We start from the raw sequence: 21,534 nt of genomic DNA, 5'->3' as shown, positions 1-21,534 counted from the left end.
GAAGGAGACCTCATGGATACACAAACATTTGCTGGTAAATTTATCACAGTTGAAGGGCCAGATGGCGCTGGTAAAACAACCTTAATTCAAGGACTAACAAAAAAACTTGAGGCAAAGTTGGCTGTGCCGTTAAAGCTGACACGCGAGCCAGGTGGCGACCCGATTGCTGAACAAATTAGAGGTGTCATTTTGCATCCGGAAAATGTAGCTTTAGATGCCCGGGCTGAGGCACTATTATATGCAGCGAGTCGTCGTCAACATTTGATGCATACGGTAATTCCGGCGCTAGAAGCTGGACAAATGGTTTTATGTGACCGTTTTGTAGATTCTTCGATTGCCTATCAAGGTTATGGTCGTGAAATTGGTGAAGAGGGTATTATAGCCATTAATCAATTCGCAACTGATGGTCGCCAACCAGATCTTACCTTATATTTAGATATTACCGCTGAAGAAGGGATTCGACGCATTCAAGCTAACCGTAGTCAATCGGAACAAAACCGTTTGGATGTAGAAGCCATTGATTTCCACCAACGTGTGCATAAAGGGTATGTTGTCTTGAAAGATCGTTTCCCAGACCGTATTCAGGTAATTGACGCTCGCCAAGATCCAGAAAGTATGCAAATACAAGCGTTGGCAATTTTAGAAAAGCATTTTCCACAATTATTCCTTTAGATACTGATAAAACAATTGGAAGGAGTCCATCTATGGCACATGAACATTTTGATATCGCTAGAAAACAAGCTGATTTAACCGCTATGATGGACAGGGTACTCATCAATAACCGCCTTGGTCATGCCTATATTTTTGAAGGGATGGTCGGCGCTGGTCAAGAAGATATGGCACTTTATTTAGCAGCTTATTTAAATTGTTTAAATCCTGAGGACCAAGGGACGCCTTGTGGTACGTGTAACCATTGTCGCAGGATTCTGTCTGCTGATTATCCTGATGTTTTCCATATTGAGCCAGACGGCAATACCATAAAAATTGATCAGACCAGAGATTTGAAAGAGCGGTTGTCTATGTCTTCACTTGAAGGAGACAACCAAATTTTTATCATTCATGAAGCAGAGAAAATGACTGTAAATGCAGCTAATTCACTATTAAAATTCATTGAAGAACCGCATGAAAATGTTTTTATCTTCCTTTTAACCAACAATAGAGATGCTATCTTATCAACCATTGTTTCTCGTTGCCAGATGATTCATTTTCCCCAACTGAATCAGGTAAGTTTAAAAGCTTTATTTGAAGAAGCAGGGATTAAACCAAGTATGGCGACCACTTTGACTGCCTTGACCAATGATATCGACGAGGCAGTTGCCTTGGCTTGGGATGAAGATTTCCAACAACGTTTGACCTGGTCTATGCAATGGGTTGATTTAATCGTGAAAAAAGACCCTCGAGGTCTAACCATGGTAGCATCAGACTGGATGAAGGGTCCCAAGGGTAGAGCAGATATCATTCAAGCCCTTAATCTTGTAGCTTTTCATTTTCATGATTTACTCTATCTATTGCTACATGCGGATCAAGGACAAAGCAATCAAGACCAGATGGTGTTTCCTAATAATTTTGAGGCCTATCAAGGAATACTGGCTAAGATTACGGTCGAAGAAGCAACAAAAGCCCTACATTTAGTAGGGCAAGCACAACGGATGATTCAATCAAATGTGAGTGTACAATCCGCTATGGAATATATGGTGCTAGCCTATTGGAAACAATAGGCTTAAATCTTTATAAGACACCGATAATACCAAAGATAGAGATAGTTGTTAGTAAAGATAAGATCTTTTGTTTCATGATTTCGTCTCCTTTTTGTTAAAATATAGCAGAATTATACGAGAAATTTTATTTATTGTCATATATTACAAAGGAGCAACAGCGTGAACATTGGTTCAATATATAGAGATTTAAGAACGGAGCGGGGTTTAACCTTAAAGGATGCGACCACGGGAGAGATTTCTTATTCCCAACTCTCAAAGTTTGAGCGTGGTGAATCTAGTATTACAATTCATCATTTGGTGAACTTAGTTCATAACTTAGGCATATCCTTTTCAGAATTTATTGCTGCTATTGAAAAATTCGATAGCCCATATAAATTATATATTGAAGAAATTGATAGTGCCTATAAACAAGGTGATATTAATGCTTTGAAAATGATTATTCAAACCCATGAAAAGTTGTACCTTGAAACCAACCAGGTGTTATTTAGGTATAATGCTATTATGACGAAACTTTTACTCAACGATTTAACTGAGGTTGAGATTGCTGAAGCAGATAAAGAGGCTATTAGTGACTACATTTTGAATTGTTCAATCTGGACAACTTATGAAGTGATTTTATTAGGGAATTCCCTTAGAGGACTCACAATGTCTTTGCAGGACTTATTAGTCTATGAAATGGTCAAAAAACTGCCTACGCTACAAGAGACTGATGTTATCAAAAATCACTTGCTCAGCATTCTAATTAATGTGTGTTTTGACCGTTTACGGTCGGGGCGGACTGAAGAAGTGAAAGATATCGTAGCTAAAGTCCAACCTGAACTTAGCACAAATGCTTATTATTTCAAAAATAGACTCTTATTTTTAGATGGGCTTATTCAAATGATTGAAGGTCAGTCGGATGAAGGGTTAAGCAAGTGTCATAAGGCCATTCAAGTCTTTGAATTATTTGATCCACCATTCGCTAAAATGCATCGAGATGAATTAGCTTGTTATCAAACGATCTTTACTATTTCAGTATCACAAGATAGTCAGAATGGTGAAAGATCAAATTCGCATATAGTATCATCAAAAGAGCCGAGACGATAAAGTCACGGCCTTTTGATTGAATAAGTATGCTAACTTCTATAGGACTAATCGTTTTTTCAAGACTAAAGCAAGGTAAATGGCTACTATATTTTTAATGATATCAGTCGGTAGGAAGATAATCATACCTGACATAAGTGTTTGCATCCAAGTGATTGGTGAATCTAGTAAGAAGTTTAGTGCCAAGTACATATATGTTAAACCGCATAAAAATATGATGACATTCATCACAATTGCACGAATAGTTAATGCTTTCCAACCTTTTTCAAGTGCTGGATTTTGACTAGCAAAAAACATAGCCGCAATAAAACCGATGATAAAACCAAAAGAAGGGCTGTAAATAAAGGCACCTTTAAACATAAATAAAAGAATAGCGTTTAAAAGCATAGCCACTGCTGCATATTTTCTCGGTAGTAATAAACCTGTTAAAATAACGGCTAAGGTTTGTAGCGTGAAAGGAATTGCACCGAACGGTACAACAACATAGGAAGCGATGAATGTAATAACACTCATAAGTGCTGAAAGTACCCAATAGTAAGTAGATGATTTTGTCATATTGTTCTCCTTTTAATTGAGTCAACTATATTTTATTTATGGTTGACCATTTATTTTTTATATGGATGTGTGCTAAATGATCACACATCCAAAAGTTGTTGCTATAGTTAAGTTTAAGTGCGTTATTGGTCAGCGAATTGCTGACTAGAGAAAGATACTTCACCAGATACAAGGATTCGCACTTTACCTTCTGGTGTTTCGATTGAAAGATGACCAAGATCTGTTACATCAAGGATTTTACCACGGTAGTTTTTGTGATTTTCTGTATAGTTCACCCACTGGTTTTTACCTAATAAGTGACTACGGTAATAGTCAAGGAAAGCCAGGCTAGATAAGTCATCATAGTAAGATTTAAACTTAATGACAAAGTTTGTAATTAAATCGTTCGTATTAAATGTTCCTGGTAATTGTGGTCCAAATAAGGTACCTGCAACAGTTTGATTTTCTGCATTTTCTTTGGCAAAGTCACCCGCAAGGTTAGACCCAATCCCTAGTACCAGATGAGAAATGGTCTGGCTTTCCATATCAAAAGTTGCTTCGGTTAGGATACCGACAACCTTTTTCCCTTGATAAAATAGGTCATTCACCCACTTAATCATAACATCATCAGATAAATAGCTTGATAATGTTTCTGCATAGGCTGAAGCAGAAGCAATCGTCATTGAAGCGACCAGTTCATTATTGGCACCACTTGGTGGCGTCATCACTAATGAGAAGTAAAGTCCTTGGCTAAGCGATGAATAAAAAGATCGACCGCGACGGCCACGTCCAGCTGTTTGCTCGCTCGAAATAAATAGAGCGGGTTGGTTAGGATGATCTGCTGCATGTTTACGGCCAAGGTCATTGGTTGACGTGGTAGATTCTTGGTAGTATACCTTTAATTCAGGCCAAACTTTTTGTAAGCCATGGCGAATTTGGTTAGGATCAATGGCATGATTTAGGTTTTCTAAGGCATAGCCATCTTTAGGGTGACGGATAATTCCATATCCTTCAGTTTCTAGTTGCTTTACAGCTTTCCAAATAGCGTTGCGGCTGACTTGGAAGTGGTCGGCTAATTCTGGTCCAGTATGAAAATGTCCAGGATGATCTAATAGGTAAGCCAGTAACTTTGCTTTAACTGTCATGACATATGTCCTTTCTTTTGATATAAGCATTAGATTAGCAAGTTAAACTTTCATTGTCAACTGTTATTTTTATAAGGGTGACGATATGTGCTTAAATATACACGAACCCCCCTTTATTGATATGCATTCGCTCTAGTAGATTGAAAGTTTAATACCTTTAAGGGGGACATAATACTTCTTCTATTCGTCTTCAAATGCTTCAAACTCATCAAAGTCATCAAAGTCATCAAAATTAGCATTATCAAGCATATAAGCAACTGGGTCGGCTTGGTATGTTTGAATATCTTCAATAATAGGCGCTTCGATTTTTCGATTGAGCCCAATTTGCATCCCCTGGTCTTGGTAGCCTTGTTTTACATACATATCATAAGGGGTATCGTCAGCATCAGCAGCAAGAATAACCATTTTACCTTCAGCTAGGGCTTTATTACATACCCATTGTTGGATGAGTGAACCGATTCCTTGACGCTGGTAATCATCTAAAACTTGAAAATTATCAATTTCATAGGCATGTGCTAAGCGGATAATATCTGTAATAGCGACTAATTTGTCATCGATGTAAACAGCTAGCGCAGTGGTATTATTTTCCGCTAAAAACCATGGGTAATAATTTAACTTTTGTGCTGCAAATTGGCCTGAGTCATCAATCGCTTTATCAAAAACTTGGTTGAAATTAAAGTAGTCTTGCTCAATAGAAGCATCTACTTCTTTTAAGACGAGACGGTCGCCGTAGGTATCTTTGGCTTTGGTTGTCCCTTTGAAGTCAGCTGGATCTAGCACCATCAACTTGGTTAGTGAAATTTCGTAGCCCACTTCACCGATTGAAGCGAATAAATCTGGGGCTAGTGGTTGATTCATAGGTAGTACAAAGCTGTAGTAAGCAAGGTTTAAGTCATATGCATAATCTAGGAAATTGTCTTCTAGAATATCTAATTCTTCAGCTGTAGGGACAAAATCGAGGACGATTTTATTGTTACTATACATGCTAGGGACCTTGCGATTACCAATGAAATAGTACAATTCGGTTTCATCGTAGGTATCAGCGAGGGTAAACATATTATCAAAGGTAAAATCTTGCATGAGTGAAACTCCGTTCGTTGGAAATTTTTTGTCGATTCATTGTCTTTATTTTAGCATAGCTGAGTTTAATCGTTTAGGTAAATAAATTATACTGTTCAGGTTTAACTTGCTAGTACTTCAGCGAAATATTCTTTTTTAAGATGGCCTTAGGGTAATTAATCATCAAAAACCGAACAGGTGTGCTATAATTGACGCTAGTTGAAAATAAAGTTTTCATTTAGGTTAGCCACATCATATGGTATCATGGAGAGTGGAAAAGCGTAGATATTGCGTTTTAATGGAAATGATTGGATGCTTAAATAAGCTTTGGCTAAATAGGTATAGGATGACTAGTAGAAAGTAGGTGCGGGAACGTGGATGAACATCATGTAGCAGAAGAAATTACTGCATTGAAAAGTGAATTGCAGGGGATGATTGAAAAAATTGATGCTATCAATGAAGAATGGGACAAATTATTGATTTCCTCCCACAACTTGAAAATGGAAAATTTTTATTTACGTGAACGGGTACAAGAGTTAACGGAATTAAACGATAGTTTATTGCAAAATACTGCGAAAACAGATGAACCTGCTGGCGAGGATACACCACAGGTGATGTCAAAAGCCCGTCAAAATCTTATGAATATCTACGAAGATGGCTTCCATATTTGTAATATTTCCTACGGTCAACGCCGAGGAAATGACGAACAGTGCATGTTCTGTTTAGATATTCTGTATGGTGAGCGTGCTGGTGAGGGGAATCAAGGCTAATGGAGACATCCTTATTACGAGCAGGCGAACGGTTAGATGCCTTAATTCCACAAAATCTTGAAATTATTCAAAGTGACCTGACCTTCTCCTTTTCAGTAGACGCCATTTTATTGGCGCATTTCGCCCAAGTGTCTTCGAGTCGTGTGAAGCAGGTCATTGACTTTTGTTCGGGTAATGGGGTCATTCCTTTATTGTTATCAGCCAAAACCAACGATAAAACGCAGATTCATGGCATCGAAATCCAACCCCAAGTAGCGGATATGGCGAAACGGTCTATGGTCCACAATGACCTATCTGATAAAATTAGGATTCACCAGATGGATTTAAAAACTGTCCGCGACGTTTTTAAAAAGGATTCTGTGGATGTAGTGACTTGTAATCCACCATATTTTAAAAAATATGAAGACTCTAAGGTCAATTTACTAGATGCGAAAACCTTAGCGCGTCATGAAGTGGCCATGACAGCAGAAGATATTTTCAAGCAAGCACAATTCGTCTTACGCAATCGAGGCAAGCTATATATCGTCCATCGTCCGGAGCGGTTGAGTGAATTGATCGTACTTGGTAGCCAGTATCATTTAACATTGAAGCGGCTGCAGTTTATCTATCCTAAACCAGGTAAAGAAGCCAAAACAATTTTATTAGAATTCATGAAAGATGGTCATGATAAAGGACTTCGGGTCTTGCCACCTTTCTATACCCAAACCGTTTCTGATGAATATACACCGGAGATGAGACAGTTAATTTATGGCGAATAAGTCAGAAAAATGGCACTATTTCTACGTGCTAGCTTGCAGTGATAATACGCTTTACACAGGCTATACGACGGATCCAGATCGTCGAGAAAAGGTGCACAATCAAGGAAAGGGTGCCAAGTATACTCAAGCGAAGGGACGCAGGCCAGTACATATGGTCTATAGCAAGCCGTTTACATCAAAGTCGCGGGCGATGTCAGCAGAGTATTGGTTTAAACAGCTAACCCGCAGTCAAAAGAAAGCCTTCCTTAAAGAAAAGGGCGTCAACCAAGTTTGGCCACCAAACATGTGGACGGACCGGGTGGCTGATAGCTTAGAGGGCAGTTTACCCTTTTTACCAGAAGAAGTAGTGACGGATAAGAATGAGGAGTGAGGGCATGGTTCAGGTACAACATTCATTTACAAAACAGGAGAATGAAGGGTTTGGGACCTTGTATTTGGTGCCGACGCCGATTGGTAATTTGGAGGATATGACTTTTCGTGCAGTCAATACCTTGAAATCGGTGGATATGATTTTGGCGGAGGATACGCGAAATACGCAAAAGTTGCTCAACCATTTTGAGGTGACGACGGGGCAGATGTCCTACCACCAACACAATAGTCAGACGCGGATTCCACAAATTTTAGATTTGCTCAAAAAAGGGCAGCATTTAGCTCAGGTATCGGATGCTGGTATGCCTGCTATTTCAGATCCAGGTTTTGAATTAGCGCAAGCTGCAATCGCTGAAGGCATTCGTGTGGTGCCACTACCTGGAGCTAATGCAGCCTTGACTGGACTTATTGCGTCCGGGCTAGATACCGACCAGTTCGCATTTATTGGTTTTTTACCTCGTAAGAAATCTGAGAAAAAGGCCTTCTTAGATGACTTGGTGAATTTTCCGTATACGATGATGTTTTATGAATCACCCTACCGGTTAGTGCAAACCCTTGAGGATTTAAGAGACGCCTTTGGTCCTGACCGGCGCGCGGTTGTGGTACGGGAATTGACCAAGAAGTTTGAAGAATTTAATCGTGGCACCCTTGATGAGCTGGCGATACATTTCGCTCAAAATGGACCAATTAAAGGGGAAATTTGCTTCTACATCGCCGGTAACGATGCGCCAATAACTGAAGCGACCATGTTACAGAATGCTTTAGAAGAGATGTCCTTAAAAGAACAAGTAGACTGGTGGATGGGTCAAAAAGACTTGTCGACAAAGGATGCGATTAAACAAGTTGCTAAACAAACGGGTATCAATAAGCGGGAAGTATATGCAGCTTACCACGAAATATAGGAGGCTTTATGATTCCATATCTCATAGCGCTAACATGTTTTCTTGTTGGCATAGTTATTCTCGTTATTGCACCGCGTAATTTGGTGGATAACTTTCTATTTTTAGCGGGTTTTATTATGCTATTTTTAGCGATTTTAAACGACCCGACTTTTAATAACCATCCGCTGTTTCAACATGCCTTTTATTGGTTAGACCGCTATGTGCGGTTACTCGCACCCCTATTTACCATGATTTTTGGGATTGGAATGGTTTCCTATGCCTTAAAAGTTTACCGAGTTGAAAAGTCTAAGTTGCAGTTGACAATTGGTTTACTATTAGCTGTCTTATTGGTTGGTGGCACAGTCTTTCAATATATGGCAAGCTTCTTTTATGCCCCTTTTTCTCATCAAGAAGTGATGACAGTTTTTCAATTTGCAATGGCCTATTTCGTACTAGCTTTTGTCAATTATTTGGTGGTCACCTTGCGTCTGACCTTACTTGAGGATGAGGGCCAACAGGATTTTGTGATTATTCTAGGCGAACAACTATCTAGGGAAGGAAAGCCTTCTAGTGTTTTAGAAAGTCGTTTGGATATGGCGATAGATTATATTGAAAGGCAACGGTTCCAATATCAGACCGTCCCCCGCATTATTGTGAGTGGAACGTCAACTGGGGCGGAGTCTCATGTGAGTGAAGCACGGATTATGGCTGATTACTTGGTGGACCATGGAGTGCCACCTGAAACGATCATACTTGAAGACCAAGCACGTAATACGCATGAGAATTTCATCTATGCTAAAGGTATTATACAAGCCAATACGAAACAGTTGAAAACGACCAAGGCGGTTTTTGTTACCTCTTCATATCATTTATACCGTAGTCAACTTTATGCCAATATGGAAGGCTTATATCAAATGTCTGGTGTAGGTGCTCAGGCTATGATGATGGAGCGATTATTAAATTGGGTGCGTGAATTTGTAGCTATTATTTTCATGCACCGAAAATTACATCTAGCGGTATCTTGCTTGATGATCGCTTTAGGTATCATTAATTTCGTACATTTTTAATACAATATTATAATATTTAGCCTAAAATTGTACTTTTTTTGTATGATTTTAGGCTATTTTTTTACAAGAAAAGACCATTATGGTTTAATAACAGAGTGTGTATTAAGTATATGTTATATTAGGGAGGAAATGAAATGATTAAAGAATTCCGCGATTTTATCGCTAAAGGTAACGTTTTAGACATGGCTATCGGGGTTGTAATGGCGACTGCCTTTACTGCTATCGTGAACTCATTAGTAAGTGATATTATTATGCCATTTGTTGGATTGTTTTTGGGGTCAACAGACTTTACTTCTATCACAGTTCAATTAGGTTCAGCTGTATTAACAATAGGTAACTTCATCCAAGCAGTGATCACTTTCTTAATCATCGCATTGGTATTGTTCTTTGTGATGAAAGCAGTAGCAACATTGAAGAGCCAATTCGAACATGAAGAAGACAGCGTTGAAGAAGACGACGAAGTAGCACTTGTTGATAGCCAAGAATTACTATTAACAGAAATCCGTGACTTACTAAAAGAACAAAACAAAAAATAAAGGATGTGACAAATGTCGCTAAGACTCGTAACAGTGGAAGGATTAGACGGAGTGATTAAAAATCGCGTAGTCTAATCCTGAAGTGGCACGAGTCTGACATTTGGAGCTCGACTATAAAGGATGAGAGTGAGACCGTTAAGCTCAACAACACTGGAAGAATAGTGCCGTAGCACACAAAGTGTGAAACAAACTATTCTGAAGTGGACTTGAGCTGGTCGAACGAACTCGACTATAAAGGATGAGTGTGAGCGTCAACGCTCTGGTTACTATCCTAATGACAACTTTGAAAGCGTAGACGTTTGTCTGCGTCTTTTTTAGTGGCTAGGATTCCTTTTTAACAAGTTATACACAATATTAGAAATGAAGAAATCCCCTCTGATTTTTGTCAGAGGGGATTTTATTTATTTTATGTGGATATATTTTTCTACTGCATAGTCAGTGGGATCTAGCTGAGGTGTTTCCTGATTGATCATCCGGACAATTTCTCTAGCAATCAAAGGGCCGGTGGTTAAACCGGATGAACCCAAGCCGGATGCCAGATAAACATTTGGCCGGTCAGGCAATGAACCATAGAAGGGTGCATAGTCAGAGCTATAGGCACGGCTACCTACTTTATAGTCTGTAACTGGATAAGTTGCCAGTTCTGGGATCAGTTGATAAATTGTGGAAAAGATATCCTCTAATTGACTGGGATCTGTGGATAAGTCAAAATCTTTATCATCTTCATGGCTGGCGCCTACAAATATTTTGCCATCTAAATGGGGGATAAAATCGCCTTCACCTTCAGGCATAATTAATGGCAATTGTTGGGTATCCCAGTCAGTTTCAATCACCGCCAATTGTCCCTTTTGTGGGCGGATATCGACTTGATATCCTAAGGGTTCAAGCACCTGACCTAACCAAGCACCAGTTGCTAAAACCACGGTATCATAGACTTCTTGGTCATTTTTCACCATAACTTTACCATCGTATAAGAAAGTTAAATCAGCCCGACAATTCACGACTTTTAGATTTTCCCCATTCGCTGCGGCAATTAAATCCTGACATAAATCATGACCATCTACTACCGCACCGCCATCCGTTTCAATGAGGTCATGTTGATAATGGAAATAAGGAAATTTATCCTGTTGATAACTTGGGGATAACTTGTTAATTTCTTGGATTAACGGTGCGCCTTCTTGGCGTTTTTCGGCAATGGTCATTAAATCATCAATTAATTTCGCCTTCTTCTTTAACAGCCAAGTTGTTTTTTGTTGATAAGCCTGACTGTTGATACCTGCGTCCGCTAAATCCTTTAATAGATCCAGATAAAAGTGCGCACCGCCATTAGCGAGACGATACCAGGGTTTGTTACGACGCTTAGAGAACCACGGACAGATAATTCCGGCAGCAGCCTTGGTTGCTTGTCCCGTTCCATCATCATATAAAGTGACCTCATGGTCTTTTGTTAAATAAAAGGCAGCGGTAGATCCAACGATCCCGCCACCTATTACTGCTATCTTCACTTAGCGAACTCCTTTACTATTTGTCGTCATTATTTGCGGCGTTGATTATTTTTTTGATTTTCCTTATGTTTTTTATCGTCTTTATCAGAGACTACATCGCGTTCTTGACGCTCTTGCATCTCCCGGTATGTCTTTCGGTTGATGATTGGTCGTTTTAACATGATGGTGTTCCACAAATTATTCAAGCGCATAGGTTCATCAGAAACCCCTGTTTTTTCTTCACTCTCGGGTGTTTGGTCTAATTCCCGAACAGGCGTTAAATCCTTATCATCATTTCCAGGTTGACCGGTTAGATAAGTGCCCAGTGTTGGGGAGTAAGTATCATCTTCACTTAAGGTTGTCTGTGCAGCGCGGTTTGAAATCCATGAATCTACCTTATCACCAACATTAAAATGGGCTACCAAGAAGTAGTGGGCAACCGCAATAACAGCCACTAACCAAACCAACCAAACAGGGAAGTTTACTTGTGCTACTTGGTAAGTGTGGATGATATAAGGTAAGGTGAAGACTAGTATACTAGCAAATATACCCGCCAATAAATATAGTATATTAAAATCTTGGTACCATTTACGGCCAAAAGACGTATGACGTTTGAAAGTTACCCAGAAGAAAAGTGCTGTAAAAATAACGAAAACTTGTAAGGGCAAACCCAGAATAGACACCGCTACAGGCATCTGAATAGCTGAGGAAAAGTCTCCCCACCAAACAAAGCCAGCGATAAACATATAAGTCGCATAAATGGTTAAGGTTAATATAATAAAAGATAAAACTGCTGGAACATACTTAGACAAGCTAAAATCATAACGCTCAACGTTTAAACGACGTAGGGTTAACTTACAATAATCTTCCCCTGACATGCCTAACACTTCTTCGGCTGAAATTTGTCTTAATTCCGCTACCTGTAATCGGTCTACTAATTTTGATAATTCTTGATAAATTGCGAGTTGCGCCGGAGCACTCGTTAAAAAATACCCTTCACAATCCTGGAAGAAGGATCGCATATCCGACGATAGCGCATTGGCTTTTTTATGTGTTTCCGCCCGCAGAGTTTGCATTTGGTCCACATCCGCATCCGTATTATATCTTCGTTGTGCCATCGTATACACTCCTCATTATTACACTTGATATATTGATTTAGAAAAAGGGCTGAAGCATTTTTGTCAGCACATCCCTTATAATGCACTTCCTTTTCATTATATACTACCAAAAGTCAGACCCATAGCGGTAGCTTTTAAATCTTTTGTAATTTTTAAAGCTTAAGAATTGCCCTTTTACCAATAGGTTGAGAAAAAGCATCATGGTTTAACGGAATGAGTGCTACAATATAGGAAATATATGGTTGGGAAAATTGTAGATTAATGAAAGGATTTTAGTGATATGATGATCAATGAGCGATTAAAGCAGATTACACCATCAGAAATTCGGGCTTTTGATGTACAGGTTTCATCGATTCCTGACTTGTTGTCTTTTACCATTGGAGAGCCGAATTTTGATGTGCCAGAATTTGTCAAAGATGCAATGAAAGAAGCTTTGGATAAGAACTACACCCATTACGCAGCTTCGGATGGTTTACTGGAGTTGCGACAAGCGATTGCCAACTTTTACAAACGTCGTCATCAACTAGACTTAAACTGGCAACAAATTATGATTACGGTAGGGGCAAGTCAAGGGTTTATGATTACAATGATGACCTTGCTAAATCCGGGGGACAAAGTGTTGATTCCATCACCATATTTCCCTTTATATGGCTATTCTTCTATTCTTTCTGGAGGGGAAACCATTAAGGTCGACACTTCTTTAGATGATTTCATCTTGACACCTGAAGTTTTAGAAAGTCAATTACAAGCACATCCTGAAGTTAAACTATTGATGTTAAACTATCCCAATAATCCTACTGGTACTTGCTACTCTAAAGACCAAGTAAAGGATTTAGCGGATGTTTTACGTAGATATCCGGATGTCTATATTTTATCTGATGAAATATATGGCGATTTAGTTTATGAAGATGATCACTATTCAATGGTACAGGAATTACCAGATCGGACGATTTTACTTGCAGGAGCATCAAAATCTTATGCGATGACTGGTTTTAGGCTTGGTTTCTTACACATTCCTTCGCACCTATACGAAGAGATGTTTAAAATTTTCCAAACCATGGTAACGTGTGTATCAACGCCGGACCAATGGGCTGGTGTCGCAGCTTATAATGATGGAGATCAAGCTATTGATGAGATGAAGGCAGCATATGATCGACGCCGCAAGATGATTGTAGAACGAATGTCTGCTATGGGTATAGATATACCGCATCCAGCAGGGGCCTTTTACGTCTTCCCTCGTATACCAGCTAAATACGGTGATGATGACCAAACCTTTGTTTTAGATTTAGCAAGAAAAGCCAAAGTTGGTGTCATTCCTGGCTCTGCTTTTGGACCAGGAGGTCAAGGTTACTTCCGTTTCTCATATGCAGCATCCGACGAGGATATCGCAGTCGCTATGGACAGGATGGCAGCCTTTATGCAAGACATATAGTGGATGATGCATAAGAGGTGAGATAAAAGTCGTTTAGAATTGACGTACTAGACTAAAAGCCGAACAATAATGAAATGTTATTGGAAACATTTGGGCAGTCTTGGACAATGCTGACTTTTGGAACCAAATGATAAACGTTCTTATATAGCAAAGAGAGGCTGAGACATTTTTGTCCCAGTCTCTCTTAGTGCCTTTAAACTGGCTTTAATACCTACAAGACAGTATTCATCAGTAAGATCAGAGGCAAGAAAACCTGTAATGAAGGTAGCTTAAATAATTCAACTATTTAAAAGCGTAGAGGATGTGGCCGAAATACGACATTCTCTACGCTTTATGTTATTTACTTAAAATTTGTTTGACTCTTTCCGGATCCCAATGAGGGGGTTGATTTGGCTGACCAGTATCTAAAGCTTTTAACTTAGCCATATCATCTTTTGATAACTCAAAGTCGAAGATATCAAAGTTTTCATCCATTCGTTTTTTATGAGTAGTTTTTGGAATCACTACATAACCTGATTGTAGTAAGAACCGCAATCCAACTTGGCTATTCGATTTACCGTATTTGTCACCAATAGCTTTAATTTCTGCATGGTTGAAGAAATCATGATTCCCTTGTGCGAGTGGGCCCCAAGCTTCAAGCACAGTTCCGTAAGGTGCCATCACTCTTTGTAATTCTTCTTGTTGGTAGAAAATATGTGTTTCCACTTGGTTGACCATTGGCTTGATATCTACAAAGTGTACGAAATCTTGGTAGCGTCCAGGGTAAAAGTTGGATATTCCAATGGCCCGGATAATCCCTTGACGGTAAAGTTTTTCTAAGGCCCGCCAAGCACCAAAGTAATCACCAAATGGCTGATGTAATAAGACTAAATCTAAATAATCAGTCCCTAAGCGGTTAAGAGAGCCTAAAACAGCATCATACGTTTTCTCTTCTCCGTAATCACTTGGCCAAATTTTTGTAGTTAAGAAGATTTCTTCCCGTGGTACATCTGACTTTGCTAATCCTGAACCGACAGCCTCTTCATTTTGGTAGAATTGGGCTGTGTCAATAGACCGGTATCCGGATGCCAAAGCATCTACAACGGACCGTTCACATTCTGAATAGTCTTTGATCAAAAAGACACCAAAACCTAGTTGGGGCATATCTACACCATTGTATAAGCGAATATTTTCCATATTGCCACCTCCATTATCAATATTATAAATGAAAAAGCTTACAAAGTTAACATGTAAGCCTTCTGCTATCTCTTTATAGCAATGTGTCTCGTAAATTCTCATCCAATGGGGTAATTGTACCTGTTTTTGTCATAGCGTGAATCTGTTTTAAGATTGGTTCAAATAAGGTAATGTTATCGCGGTTTTTCCCATAAAATAATTCGTTTGGTAGAAATAATCGTTCATCACCGCGTTGCTGTCCAGTAAAAGCTGCAATCAAACTAGAAGCTTGTGATAGCTCAATCATATGGCCATTCTTCTCAACCAATTCAATTTGAGTGCGCGGTTTCTCTGCACTAGGTCGGTAGAAATCATATGGTAAGTCAAAACGCGAATTCATCGCTACGTAATAACGGATGTCATAGCCTAATTTACCAACCAAATCAATTAAAGTTTTAAGGTCAGCTTGGTTTTCGTCTACATTATAAGTAACTGACTTAAATGGTTTTCGGTTGATGAAGCGGTCAGCTAAGTCCCGCAATACGGGATCTTCTGCATAGACAACCCAGTGTTGGAAATAGGTTTGTAAGACACCATCATCTAAGCGCAGATAGTCTTCAAGTGTCCAATCCTGAGTGAAAAATGGTTCTAGAAAAGGTGCATAAGTATCTCGACTGATAAAAGTATCTTTTGTTAAGAACAACTCCTGTGCTCGTTTCAGCAAGTGATGTAGTAACATTTCCATACCTCTTGATACAGGATGAAAATAGACTTGCATATACATCTGGTAACGGCTAGTAATATAATCTTCTACAGCATGCATACCATTATAAGCAAAGCGAATACCGTCCTCATAAGGTTGCATCACACGTAGGATCCTACTCAAATCAAAATTACCGTAATTCGTCCCAGAAAAATATGAATCACGTAAAAGGTAGTCCATTCGGTCCGCATCAATTTGACTAGAAATCAACTGGACTACTTGCGGATTAGGATATGTTTTATCAATCACAGCAGCTACTTGGTTAGGGAAGTCGGCTGCTACACTACGTAATACCTGGTTGACTTCAGTCGCTTCAGATAAAATAATTTCTTGTGTCATCTTTTCGTGGTCGGTATCGAAAATATTTTCAAAAGTATGTGAGAATGGGCCATGCCCAATATCATGTAAGAGTGCGGCACATAAAACCAACAGTCGCTCACTATCGTCCCAAGCACCACCATCTTCTACCGCATCATTACGTACGAATTTATCACAAATCTTTCGAGCAATCTCATAAACACCTAAAGAATGGCTAAAACGAGAATGCTCTGCTCCGTGGAAGGTATAAGAAGCCGTTCCCATCTGCTTAATTCGACGAAGCCGTTGCATTTCCTTAGTATTAATTAAATCCATAATGACTTGATGTTGGACATGTATATAGTCATGTACGGGATCTCGAAAGACCTTCTCGGGTATACGTTTACTAGCCTCTAGAATACTCATAAAAACCTCCTTTAATAAACGCTTCTTTACTATATTTATACGTGAAAAAGAACGATTCCTGTCTACTTGTCAGCCAACATATCGTAGAGCGCTTGGTTGCGCTTTTGCATCCGCTCAATATATGTCGCCGTATCTAATTCGCTATGTTTTCTTTCGCTTAAGTTGACACCAGCATGAGCGATAACTGCTAGCAATTGCTCCATAAATTGCTCAACGGAATCAATGTTTGAAAAGTCAGACAGATTCGCCATGACACTAGGATCAACTTGAGGATAGCGCCCTTTTTCATCTTGGTCCGCATGGCCCTTTTGATACATATCAGCGATTAATTGTCCGCGACTGGTTTGATCACCAGTAATTGACATGTAAAGATAAATACCTACCGCATGCCCAATTCGACGTTGGGCGATGCCGGCTACCTTTTGCCCATTAATCGACACATCATATTTCCCTGGACAGTACGATGTTGCTACTTCCCCGACTTCTAATATAAGTCCGTATCCATCCATCATCTCCTGTAGAAGGGCAACAATGAATTCATAAGCTTGGTCAATGGTGAAAGCATGATTTTGTGTATCCATTAATAGGGTTACATTTAAGACATTTGGGTCTGAAACTACCGCTAGTCCCCCAGCAGGACGTACCACCGGTAAAATATTCTGGCTTTTATATAACCAAGTTATGGCCTGGTTAAATTTGGGTAAGCGGGTATCCATGCCACCAAGAATAACTGTTGGGCGTGTTGGCCAAAAATGAATAGCTAATGGGGCTTCAAAATTCCCTTGATTGATTGCATTTAGGATAGCATCGTCTACCGCAAAGGGGAGTAAAACTTGGTCTGCCTCATTTAAATTATAGGCATCCTGATTTTTAGTGATATCTTTATAGACCGCCATATTTAGCGGTTTGTCGCTTGTTTTAAAAACATCAAACATGATGTGAAAGTCCTTTCCACTAATTTGCTTATATTGTAACATAAAAGTAGCTATTTCCCCTATTTGGCGGTGGTTTCACCAACATACAATCTTTGAAGTCCTAGGGAATCATGTTAGAATAGGGAGGGTAAAATATGCATACAATGATGAATTTAGAGGAGGTTGCCAAATGGCAAATGCTGGTAAACAAGAAATTCAGTTAAAGGTTAAAAACTATATCCAGCAAGATCGTGATGGACAACAAGTGCAAGAGGAATTCACCACGAAAACGAATGGTTATTACTATGAAGTAGGCGAGGCTATTTATGTTGAATATGAAGAAAAAATCACCGAAAATATCATAGCGGTTCGTTTAAAATTTGAAGCTAACGACAAAGTGACTATCCGCCGTCAAGGGAATGGTATAGAAACGACAATGCATTTGGTCAAAGGTAAAAAGACAGATATCCTTTACCATATGACAGATACGCAAGCAATTACTTTCCAAGGACAATTAAATTTACTTACTATAGACCAAAACGATGCGGAAACCTTTAATGCTCGGGTGGCATACAACTTATATCAATCAGAAGAAATGATTGGTCAATACCAAATCGAATTGCAAACAAGGGTTCATGTGTAGTAATATATAATGGATATACTAGACGATTAATCACAGTGCGTTGATTATAAGGCGAAAGGATGAACTAGTAGTGGAATTAAAAGGATTTGCTGGTCAAAACAAAGAACAGTTATCAATGGTTGAAGTCGCATACCAAATTTTATTAGAAACGAATAATGTATTCGAGTTCAATGATTTATTAGCTGAAATTCAAGATTTCTTGAATATGCCACAAGATGAATTAGAAAATAGAATGGCGAATTTTTATACAGAAATGAACTATGACGGTAGTTTTATCTCTTTAGGTGAAAATCGTTGGGGCTTACGTGAGTGGTATGCAGTTGATTCAATTGATGAAGAAATTATTTCGTCAATTGATGATGACGAGATCAAGGCTAAACATAAAGGTAGTAAGAGTCTATTGGCTTCTGTTGAAGATGAAGACTTAATTGATTATGCATCTGATGACCCAGAAGATGTGGACTATGTTGAAGACGAAGAAGATTACGATGATGATGAAGATGAGGAAGACGAAATCTCAGCTTACTCTTCTGATTTAGGTGAATTAGGAGACGATGAGGAAGAAGACGATCTTGAAGACGGTCTTGAAGGCGACCTTAGCTTAGTCGATGAAGATGATGATGAGGAAGACGAAGAAGACTTCTAACAAAGATTTCGAAATCTCTATAAAAAAACATGTTGTTTTTCCTTGACTCGAATAAGTAAATGAATTATCATTCTTTTTGGGCACTTTAGTTTCGTTACTGAAGTGAGATGAACACGTTACTCCCTGTCTTTCCTAGGAAAGATAGGGATTTTTTTATTTTTTCTAAGGAAATAGTTATTCGCATCTCCCTTCTTATTGTAAGCATAAAAATTTTTAGAAAAGGAAGGTTATCATGACAAAGTATATTTTTGTAACCGGTGGGGTAGTTTCTTCAATCGGTAAAGGTTTAGTGGCAGCATCTTTAGGACGTTTATTAAAAAATAGAGGTTTAAAAGTAACCATTCAAAAATTTGATCCATACATTAACGTTGACCCAGGTACAATGAGTCCTTATCAACACGGGGAAGTATTTGTATTAAACGATGGAACTGAAACGGACTTAGACCTAGGTCACTATGAACGTTTTATTGATATCAACTTAAATCAATATTCAAACGTAACGACTGGTAAAATTTACTCTGAAGTGATCAATAAAGAACGTCGTGGGGACTACTTAGGGGCAACTGTCCAAGTAATTCCACACATCACTGACGCAATCAAAGATAAAATCTTACGTGCAGGTGATACAACAGGCGCTGATGTCGTGATTACTGAGGTTGGTGGTACTGTTGGGGATATTGAATCAACACCATTCGTTGAAGCATTACGTCAAATGCGTTCACAAGTTGGTGCAGATAATGTTTGTTATATCCACACAACTTTACTACCATATATTGCAGCAGCTGGTGAATTGAAAACAAAACCTACGCAACACTCTGTTAAAGAATTACGTGGTATGGGGATTCAACCTAATATCTTGGTGGTACGTTCAGAGCACCCACTACCAGACGGTATGACTGCAAAAATCGCACAATTCTGTGATGTTGAAGAAGATGCCGTTATTGAAAACCGTGATGTAGAAACAATCTATACCCTACCACTGCGTCTACAACAAGAAGGGTTAGATGACAAAGTATGTGAAGTTTTAGGTCTTGACGAAACACCAGAAGCTGATATGCGTGAATGGCGTAACTTTGAAAACCGCGTACTAAACCTATCTAAGAAAGTGAAAATTGCTTTAGTAGGTAAATATGTTTCTCTTCAAGATGCTTATCTTTCAGTAGCCGAATCATTACGTCACGCTGGATATGCGCATGACGCTGAAGTGGATATCGACTGGATCGACTCTGAAACCATTACTGCAGAAAATGTACAAGAAATCCTAGGTGATGCTGACGGTATCTTAGTACCAGGTGGATTTGGAAATCGTGGTATTGAAGGTAAAATCCAAGCAATCAAATATGCACGTGAAAACAATGTGCCATTCCAAGGTATCTGTTTAGGTCTACAAGTAGCGTCTATTGAGTTTGCACGTAACGTCTTAGGATATACTGATGCCAACTCTACAGAAATCAATCCAAATACTGAACATCCAGTAATTGACTTGATGACAACACAATCAGGACTAGAAAACTTAGGTGGTACGCAACGTTTAGGTTTATACCCATGTGCCCTTAAAGAAGGTTCTAAAGCACGTGAATTATACAACAATGAAGCGCTAGTGGAAGAACGCCACCGTCACCGGTGGGAATTTAACAATGCCTACCGTGAAGAATTCGAAGCAGCAGGTATGATCTTCTCTGGAACATCTCCAGACGGCAATTTAGTTGAAATCATTGAAATTCCAGATCATCCATTCTTTGTGGCATCTCAATTTCACCCAGAATTTATCTCGCGTCCAAACCGTCGACAAGCAATCTTTAATGGCTTTATTGGTGCAGCATTAGAAGCATAACACTGCTTAAAAAGTTTATTTTAACTTGTGAAAACACAATAAAAACCTACTCCAAAAACTTTAGGGAGTAGGTTTTTTGTTCACAATATTACAAAAAGGTCTCAAATTAAAAGAGATATTCCTATTTAGGAATTATAGGTATATAATATATCTAGTTATATATATTGTTTTAATTTTACTAAAAAGAATAATTTTTTCGGAGGAGAAAATATGGTAGGGAAGAATAATTGGGAAGTGCAAATGAAACGTGGCGCTAATAAGGTTAAACGCTATACGATCAAGCGCACAAGTGTTGGGGTAGTTTCGGCAGTGGTAGCTGCGGGACTTATTTTCGGACAAGAAACTTCAGTGCAAGCCGATGAGGTTACGGGGGTTGAATCACAAGTAACAGAAGTATCTAGTGAAGAATCAACAGAAGCTGAAGAAAGTGTGGAAGAAGTATCACCAGTAGAAACTTCAGAGGAAGAGGCAGTAGTTGAAGCGACTGTCGCATCTGAAAAATCAACTGTAGAAGAAGTATCTACTACAGAAGAAGCACCTACTGAACAAGTATATGAACAGGAAGAAATAGTTGCTGAAGAAGCAACTATTGAAGCGGAAACCACTGAATCTGATGATGTTGTAGCTGATAGTGCAGTAGCAGATCAAGAAGATGGAAGCAACGAAGCAATTGTTGAAACAGAGACGGCTGTTGCGGACACTAAATCAGTTCAAGAAGATACTGAGACTACAGAAGACATAGTAGCCAAAACTGAAGAAGCAGCAAGCGTACAACCTCAAATGAGCACCTTTGCAGCTACAGCTAACGTTAGTGAAGCAGATACTGAATTCCCTGAATTAATTTCTATCTCTACGGATAAAGAAGTATACCAAGCAGGGGAAGTTGTCAAAGTAACTGCAAT

Annotated in this window: 22 protein-coding genes; 14 read left to right on the top strand and 8 right to left on the bottom strand. The window is 39.0% G+C overall.

The annotated features are described in order from the left end of the window. Positions 1-12 precede the first annotated feature (12 nt). From tmk to HMPREF3116_RS01630, 3 genes are all read left to right on the top strand, one after another. Positions 13-672 (top strand): dTMP kinase, encoded by a 660-nt coding sequence (tmk, locus tag HMPREF3116_RS01640; RefSeq protein WP_070467243.1) that lies wholly within the window; start codon positions 13-15, stop codon positions 670-672. A gap of 32 nt (positions 673-704) precedes the next feature. Continuing rightward, the gene (gene holB, locus HMPREF3116_RS01635) at positions 705-1,718 is read left to right on the top strand and encodes a DNA polymerase III subunit delta' (RefSeq protein WP_070467241.1); all 1,014 of its coding nucleotides are present in this window, start codon (positions 705-707) and stop codon (positions 1,716-1,718) included. Positions 1,719-1,877: 159 nt separating this feature from the next. After that, a complete protein-coding gene (locus HMPREF3116_RS01630) occupies positions 1,878-2,804 on the top strand; it encodes a helix-turn-helix domain-containing protein (RefSeq protein ID WP_083272710.1) in 927 nt (308 codons plus the stop codon). Positions 2,805-2,840: 36 nt separating this feature from the next. Here the strand turns inward: HMPREF3116_RS01630 and HMPREF3116_RS01625 are convergent, their stop codons facing one another. The 3 genes from HMPREF3116_RS01625 to HMPREF3116_RS01615 form a co-directional block, all read right to left on the bottom strand. After that, on the bottom strand, positions 2,841-3,356 hold the full coding sequence (locus HMPREF3116_RS01625) for a biotin transporter BioY (protein ID WP_070467240.1): 516 nt from the start codon (positions 3,354-3,356) through the stop codon (positions 2,841-2,843). 122 nt (positions 3,357-3,478) lie between these two features. Then, positions 3,479-4,480, bottom strand: a complete 1,002-nt coding sequence (locus tag HMPREF3116_RS01620; RefSeq protein WP_070467238.1) for a biotin--[acetyl-CoA-carboxylase] ligase — start codon at positions 4,478-4,480, stop codon at positions 3,479-3,481. 180 nt (positions 4,481-4,660) lie between these two features. Beyond that, positions 4,661-5,560, bottom strand: a complete 900-nt coding sequence (locus HMPREF3116_RS01615) for a GNAT family N-acetyltransferase (RefSeq protein WP_070467235.1) — start codon at positions 5,558-5,560, stop codon at positions 4,661-4,663. A 353-nt stretch (positions 5,561-5,913) separates the two neighbouring features. Here HMPREF3116_RS01615 and HMPREF3116_RS01610 point away from each other — a divergent pair, with 353 nt between their 5' ends. The 6 genes from HMPREF3116_RS01610 to mscL all read left to right on the top strand — a co-directional run bounded on the left by HMPREF3116_RS01610 (position 5,914) and on the right by mscL (position 9,920). Beyond that, positions 5,914-6,309 (top strand): initiation-control protein YabA, encoded by a 396-nt coding sequence (locus tag HMPREF3116_RS01610; RefSeq protein ID WP_070467233.1) that lies wholly within the window; start codon positions 5,914-5,916, stop codon positions 6,307-6,309. Then, complete coding sequence (locus HMPREF3116_RS01605; RefSeq protein ID WP_070467231.1) at positions 6,309-7,067, top strand: tRNA1(Val) (adenine(37)-N6)-methyltransferase; 759 nt, start codon at positions 6,309-6,311, stop codon at positions 7,065-7,067. The genes HMPREF3116_RS01610 and HMPREF3116_RS01605 overlap by 1 nt, the downstream gene beginning before the upstream one ends. Beyond that, entirely contained in the window at positions 7,057-7,437 is a 381-nt protein-coding gene (locus HMPREF3116_RS01600) for a GIY-YIG nuclease family protein (protein WP_070467230.1), read from the top strand. Before HMPREF3116_RS01605 ends, HMPREF3116_RS01600 begins: the two co-directional genes overlap by 11 nt. Before the next feature lie 4 nt (positions 7,438-7,441). Then, entirely contained in the window at positions 7,442-8,338 is an 897-nt protein-coding gene (gene rsmI, locus HMPREF3116_RS01595) for a 16S rRNA (cytidine(1402)-2'-O)-methyltransferase (RefSeq protein ID WP_070467228.1), read from the top strand. Between the two features lie 8 nt (positions 8,339-8,346). Further along, complete coding sequence (locus HMPREF3116_RS01590; protein WP_070467226.1) at positions 8,347-9,384, top strand: YdcF family protein; 1,038 nt, start codon at positions 8,347-8,349, stop codon at positions 9,382-9,384. 134 nt (positions 9,385-9,518) lie between these two features. Continuing rightward, positions 9,519-9,920: a large conductance mechanosensitive channel protein MscL gene (gene mscL, locus HMPREF3116_RS01585; RefSeq protein WP_070467224.1), complete on the top strand. Its 402-nt coding sequence runs from the start codon at positions 9,519-9,521 to the stop codon at positions 9,918-9,920. 401 nt (positions 9,921-10,321) lie between these two features. Here the strand turns inward: mscL and HMPREF3116_RS01580 are convergent, their stop codons facing one another. Next, positions 10,322-11,425 (bottom strand): NAD(P)/FAD-dependent oxidoreductase, encoded by a 1,104-nt coding sequence (locus HMPREF3116_RS01580; protein ID WP_070467222.1) that lies wholly within the window; start codon positions 11,423-11,425, stop codon positions 10,322-10,324. A 29-nt stretch (positions 11,426-11,454) separates the two neighbouring features. Then, the gene (locus tag HMPREF3116_RS01575; protein ID WP_070467221.1) at positions 11,455-12,522 is read right to left on the bottom strand and encodes an ABC-2 transporter permease; all 1,068 of its coding nucleotides are present in this window, start codon (positions 12,520-12,522) and stop codon (positions 11,455-11,457) included. A 280-nt stretch (positions 12,523-12,802) separates the two neighbouring features. Between HMPREF3116_RS01575 and HMPREF3116_RS01570 the strand changes: the two genes are divergently transcribed. Further along, positions 12,803-13,954, top strand: a complete 1,152-nt coding sequence (locus tag HMPREF3116_RS01570) for a pyridoxal phosphate-dependent aminotransferase (RefSeq protein ID WP_070467219.1) — start codon at positions 12,803-12,805, stop codon at positions 13,952-13,954. Between the two features lie 336 nt (positions 13,955-14,290). Here HMPREF3116_RS01570 and HMPREF3116_RS01565 read toward each other — a convergent pair whose 3' ends face one another. The 3 genes from HMPREF3116_RS01565 to HMPREF3116_RS01555 form a co-directional block, all read right to left on the bottom strand. Further along, positions 14,291-15,130, bottom strand: coding sequence for an aldo/keto reductase (locus HMPREF3116_RS01565; RefSeq protein WP_070467217.1), 840 nt, complete (start codon positions 15,128-15,130; stop codon positions 14,291-14,293). A 73-nt stretch (positions 15,131-15,203) separates the two neighbouring features. After that, the gene (locus HMPREF3116_RS01560) at positions 15,204-16,595 is read right to left on the bottom strand and encodes an HD domain-containing protein (RefSeq protein WP_070467215.1); all 1,392 of its coding nucleotides are present in this window, start codon (positions 16,593-16,595) and stop codon (positions 15,204-15,206) included. A gap of 62 nt (positions 16,596-16,657) precedes the next feature. Then, positions 16,658-17,530 (bottom strand): lipoate--protein ligase family protein, encoded by an 873-nt coding sequence (locus HMPREF3116_RS01555; RefSeq protein ID WP_246819011.1) that lies wholly within the window; start codon positions 17,528-17,530, stop codon positions 16,658-16,660. Between the two features lie 169 nt (positions 17,531-17,699). Here HMPREF3116_RS01555 and HMPREF3116_RS01550 point away from each other — a divergent pair, with 169 nt between their 5' ends. From HMPREF3116_RS01550 to HMPREF3116_RS01535, 4 genes are all read left to right on the top strand, one after another. Beyond that, entirely contained in the window at positions 17,700-18,152 is a 453-nt protein-coding gene (locus HMPREF3116_RS01550; protein ID WP_070467212.1) for a DUF1934 family protein, read from the top strand. Between the two features lie 70 nt (positions 18,153-18,222). Continuing rightward, complete coding sequence (rpoE, locus tag HMPREF3116_RS01545; RefSeq protein ID WP_070467210.1) at positions 18,223-18,798, top strand: DNA-directed RNA polymerase subunit delta; 576 nt, start codon at positions 18,223-18,225, stop codon at positions 18,796-18,798. Between the two features lie 232 nt (positions 18,799-19,030). Further along, entirely contained in the window at positions 19,031-20,632 is a 1,602-nt protein-coding gene (locus HMPREF3116_RS01540) for a CTP synthase (RefSeq protein WP_070467208.1), read from the top strand. A gap of 210 nt (positions 20,633-20,842) precedes the next feature. Beyond that, the coding region (locus tag HMPREF3116_RS01535) for a YSIRK-type signal peptide-containing protein (protein ID WP_070467206.1) at positions 20,843-21,534 on the top strand (692 nt) is incomplete at its 3' end.

The organism is Aerococcus sp. HMSC10H05 (genome assembly GCF_001806975.1).
GTDB lineage: Bacteria > Bacillota > Bacilli > Lactobacillales > Aerococcaceae > Aerococcus > Aerococcus viridans_B.
The sequence above is the reverse complement of the archived record's forward strand: the minus strand, read 5'-3'. Positions and strand labels throughout refer to the sequence as shown.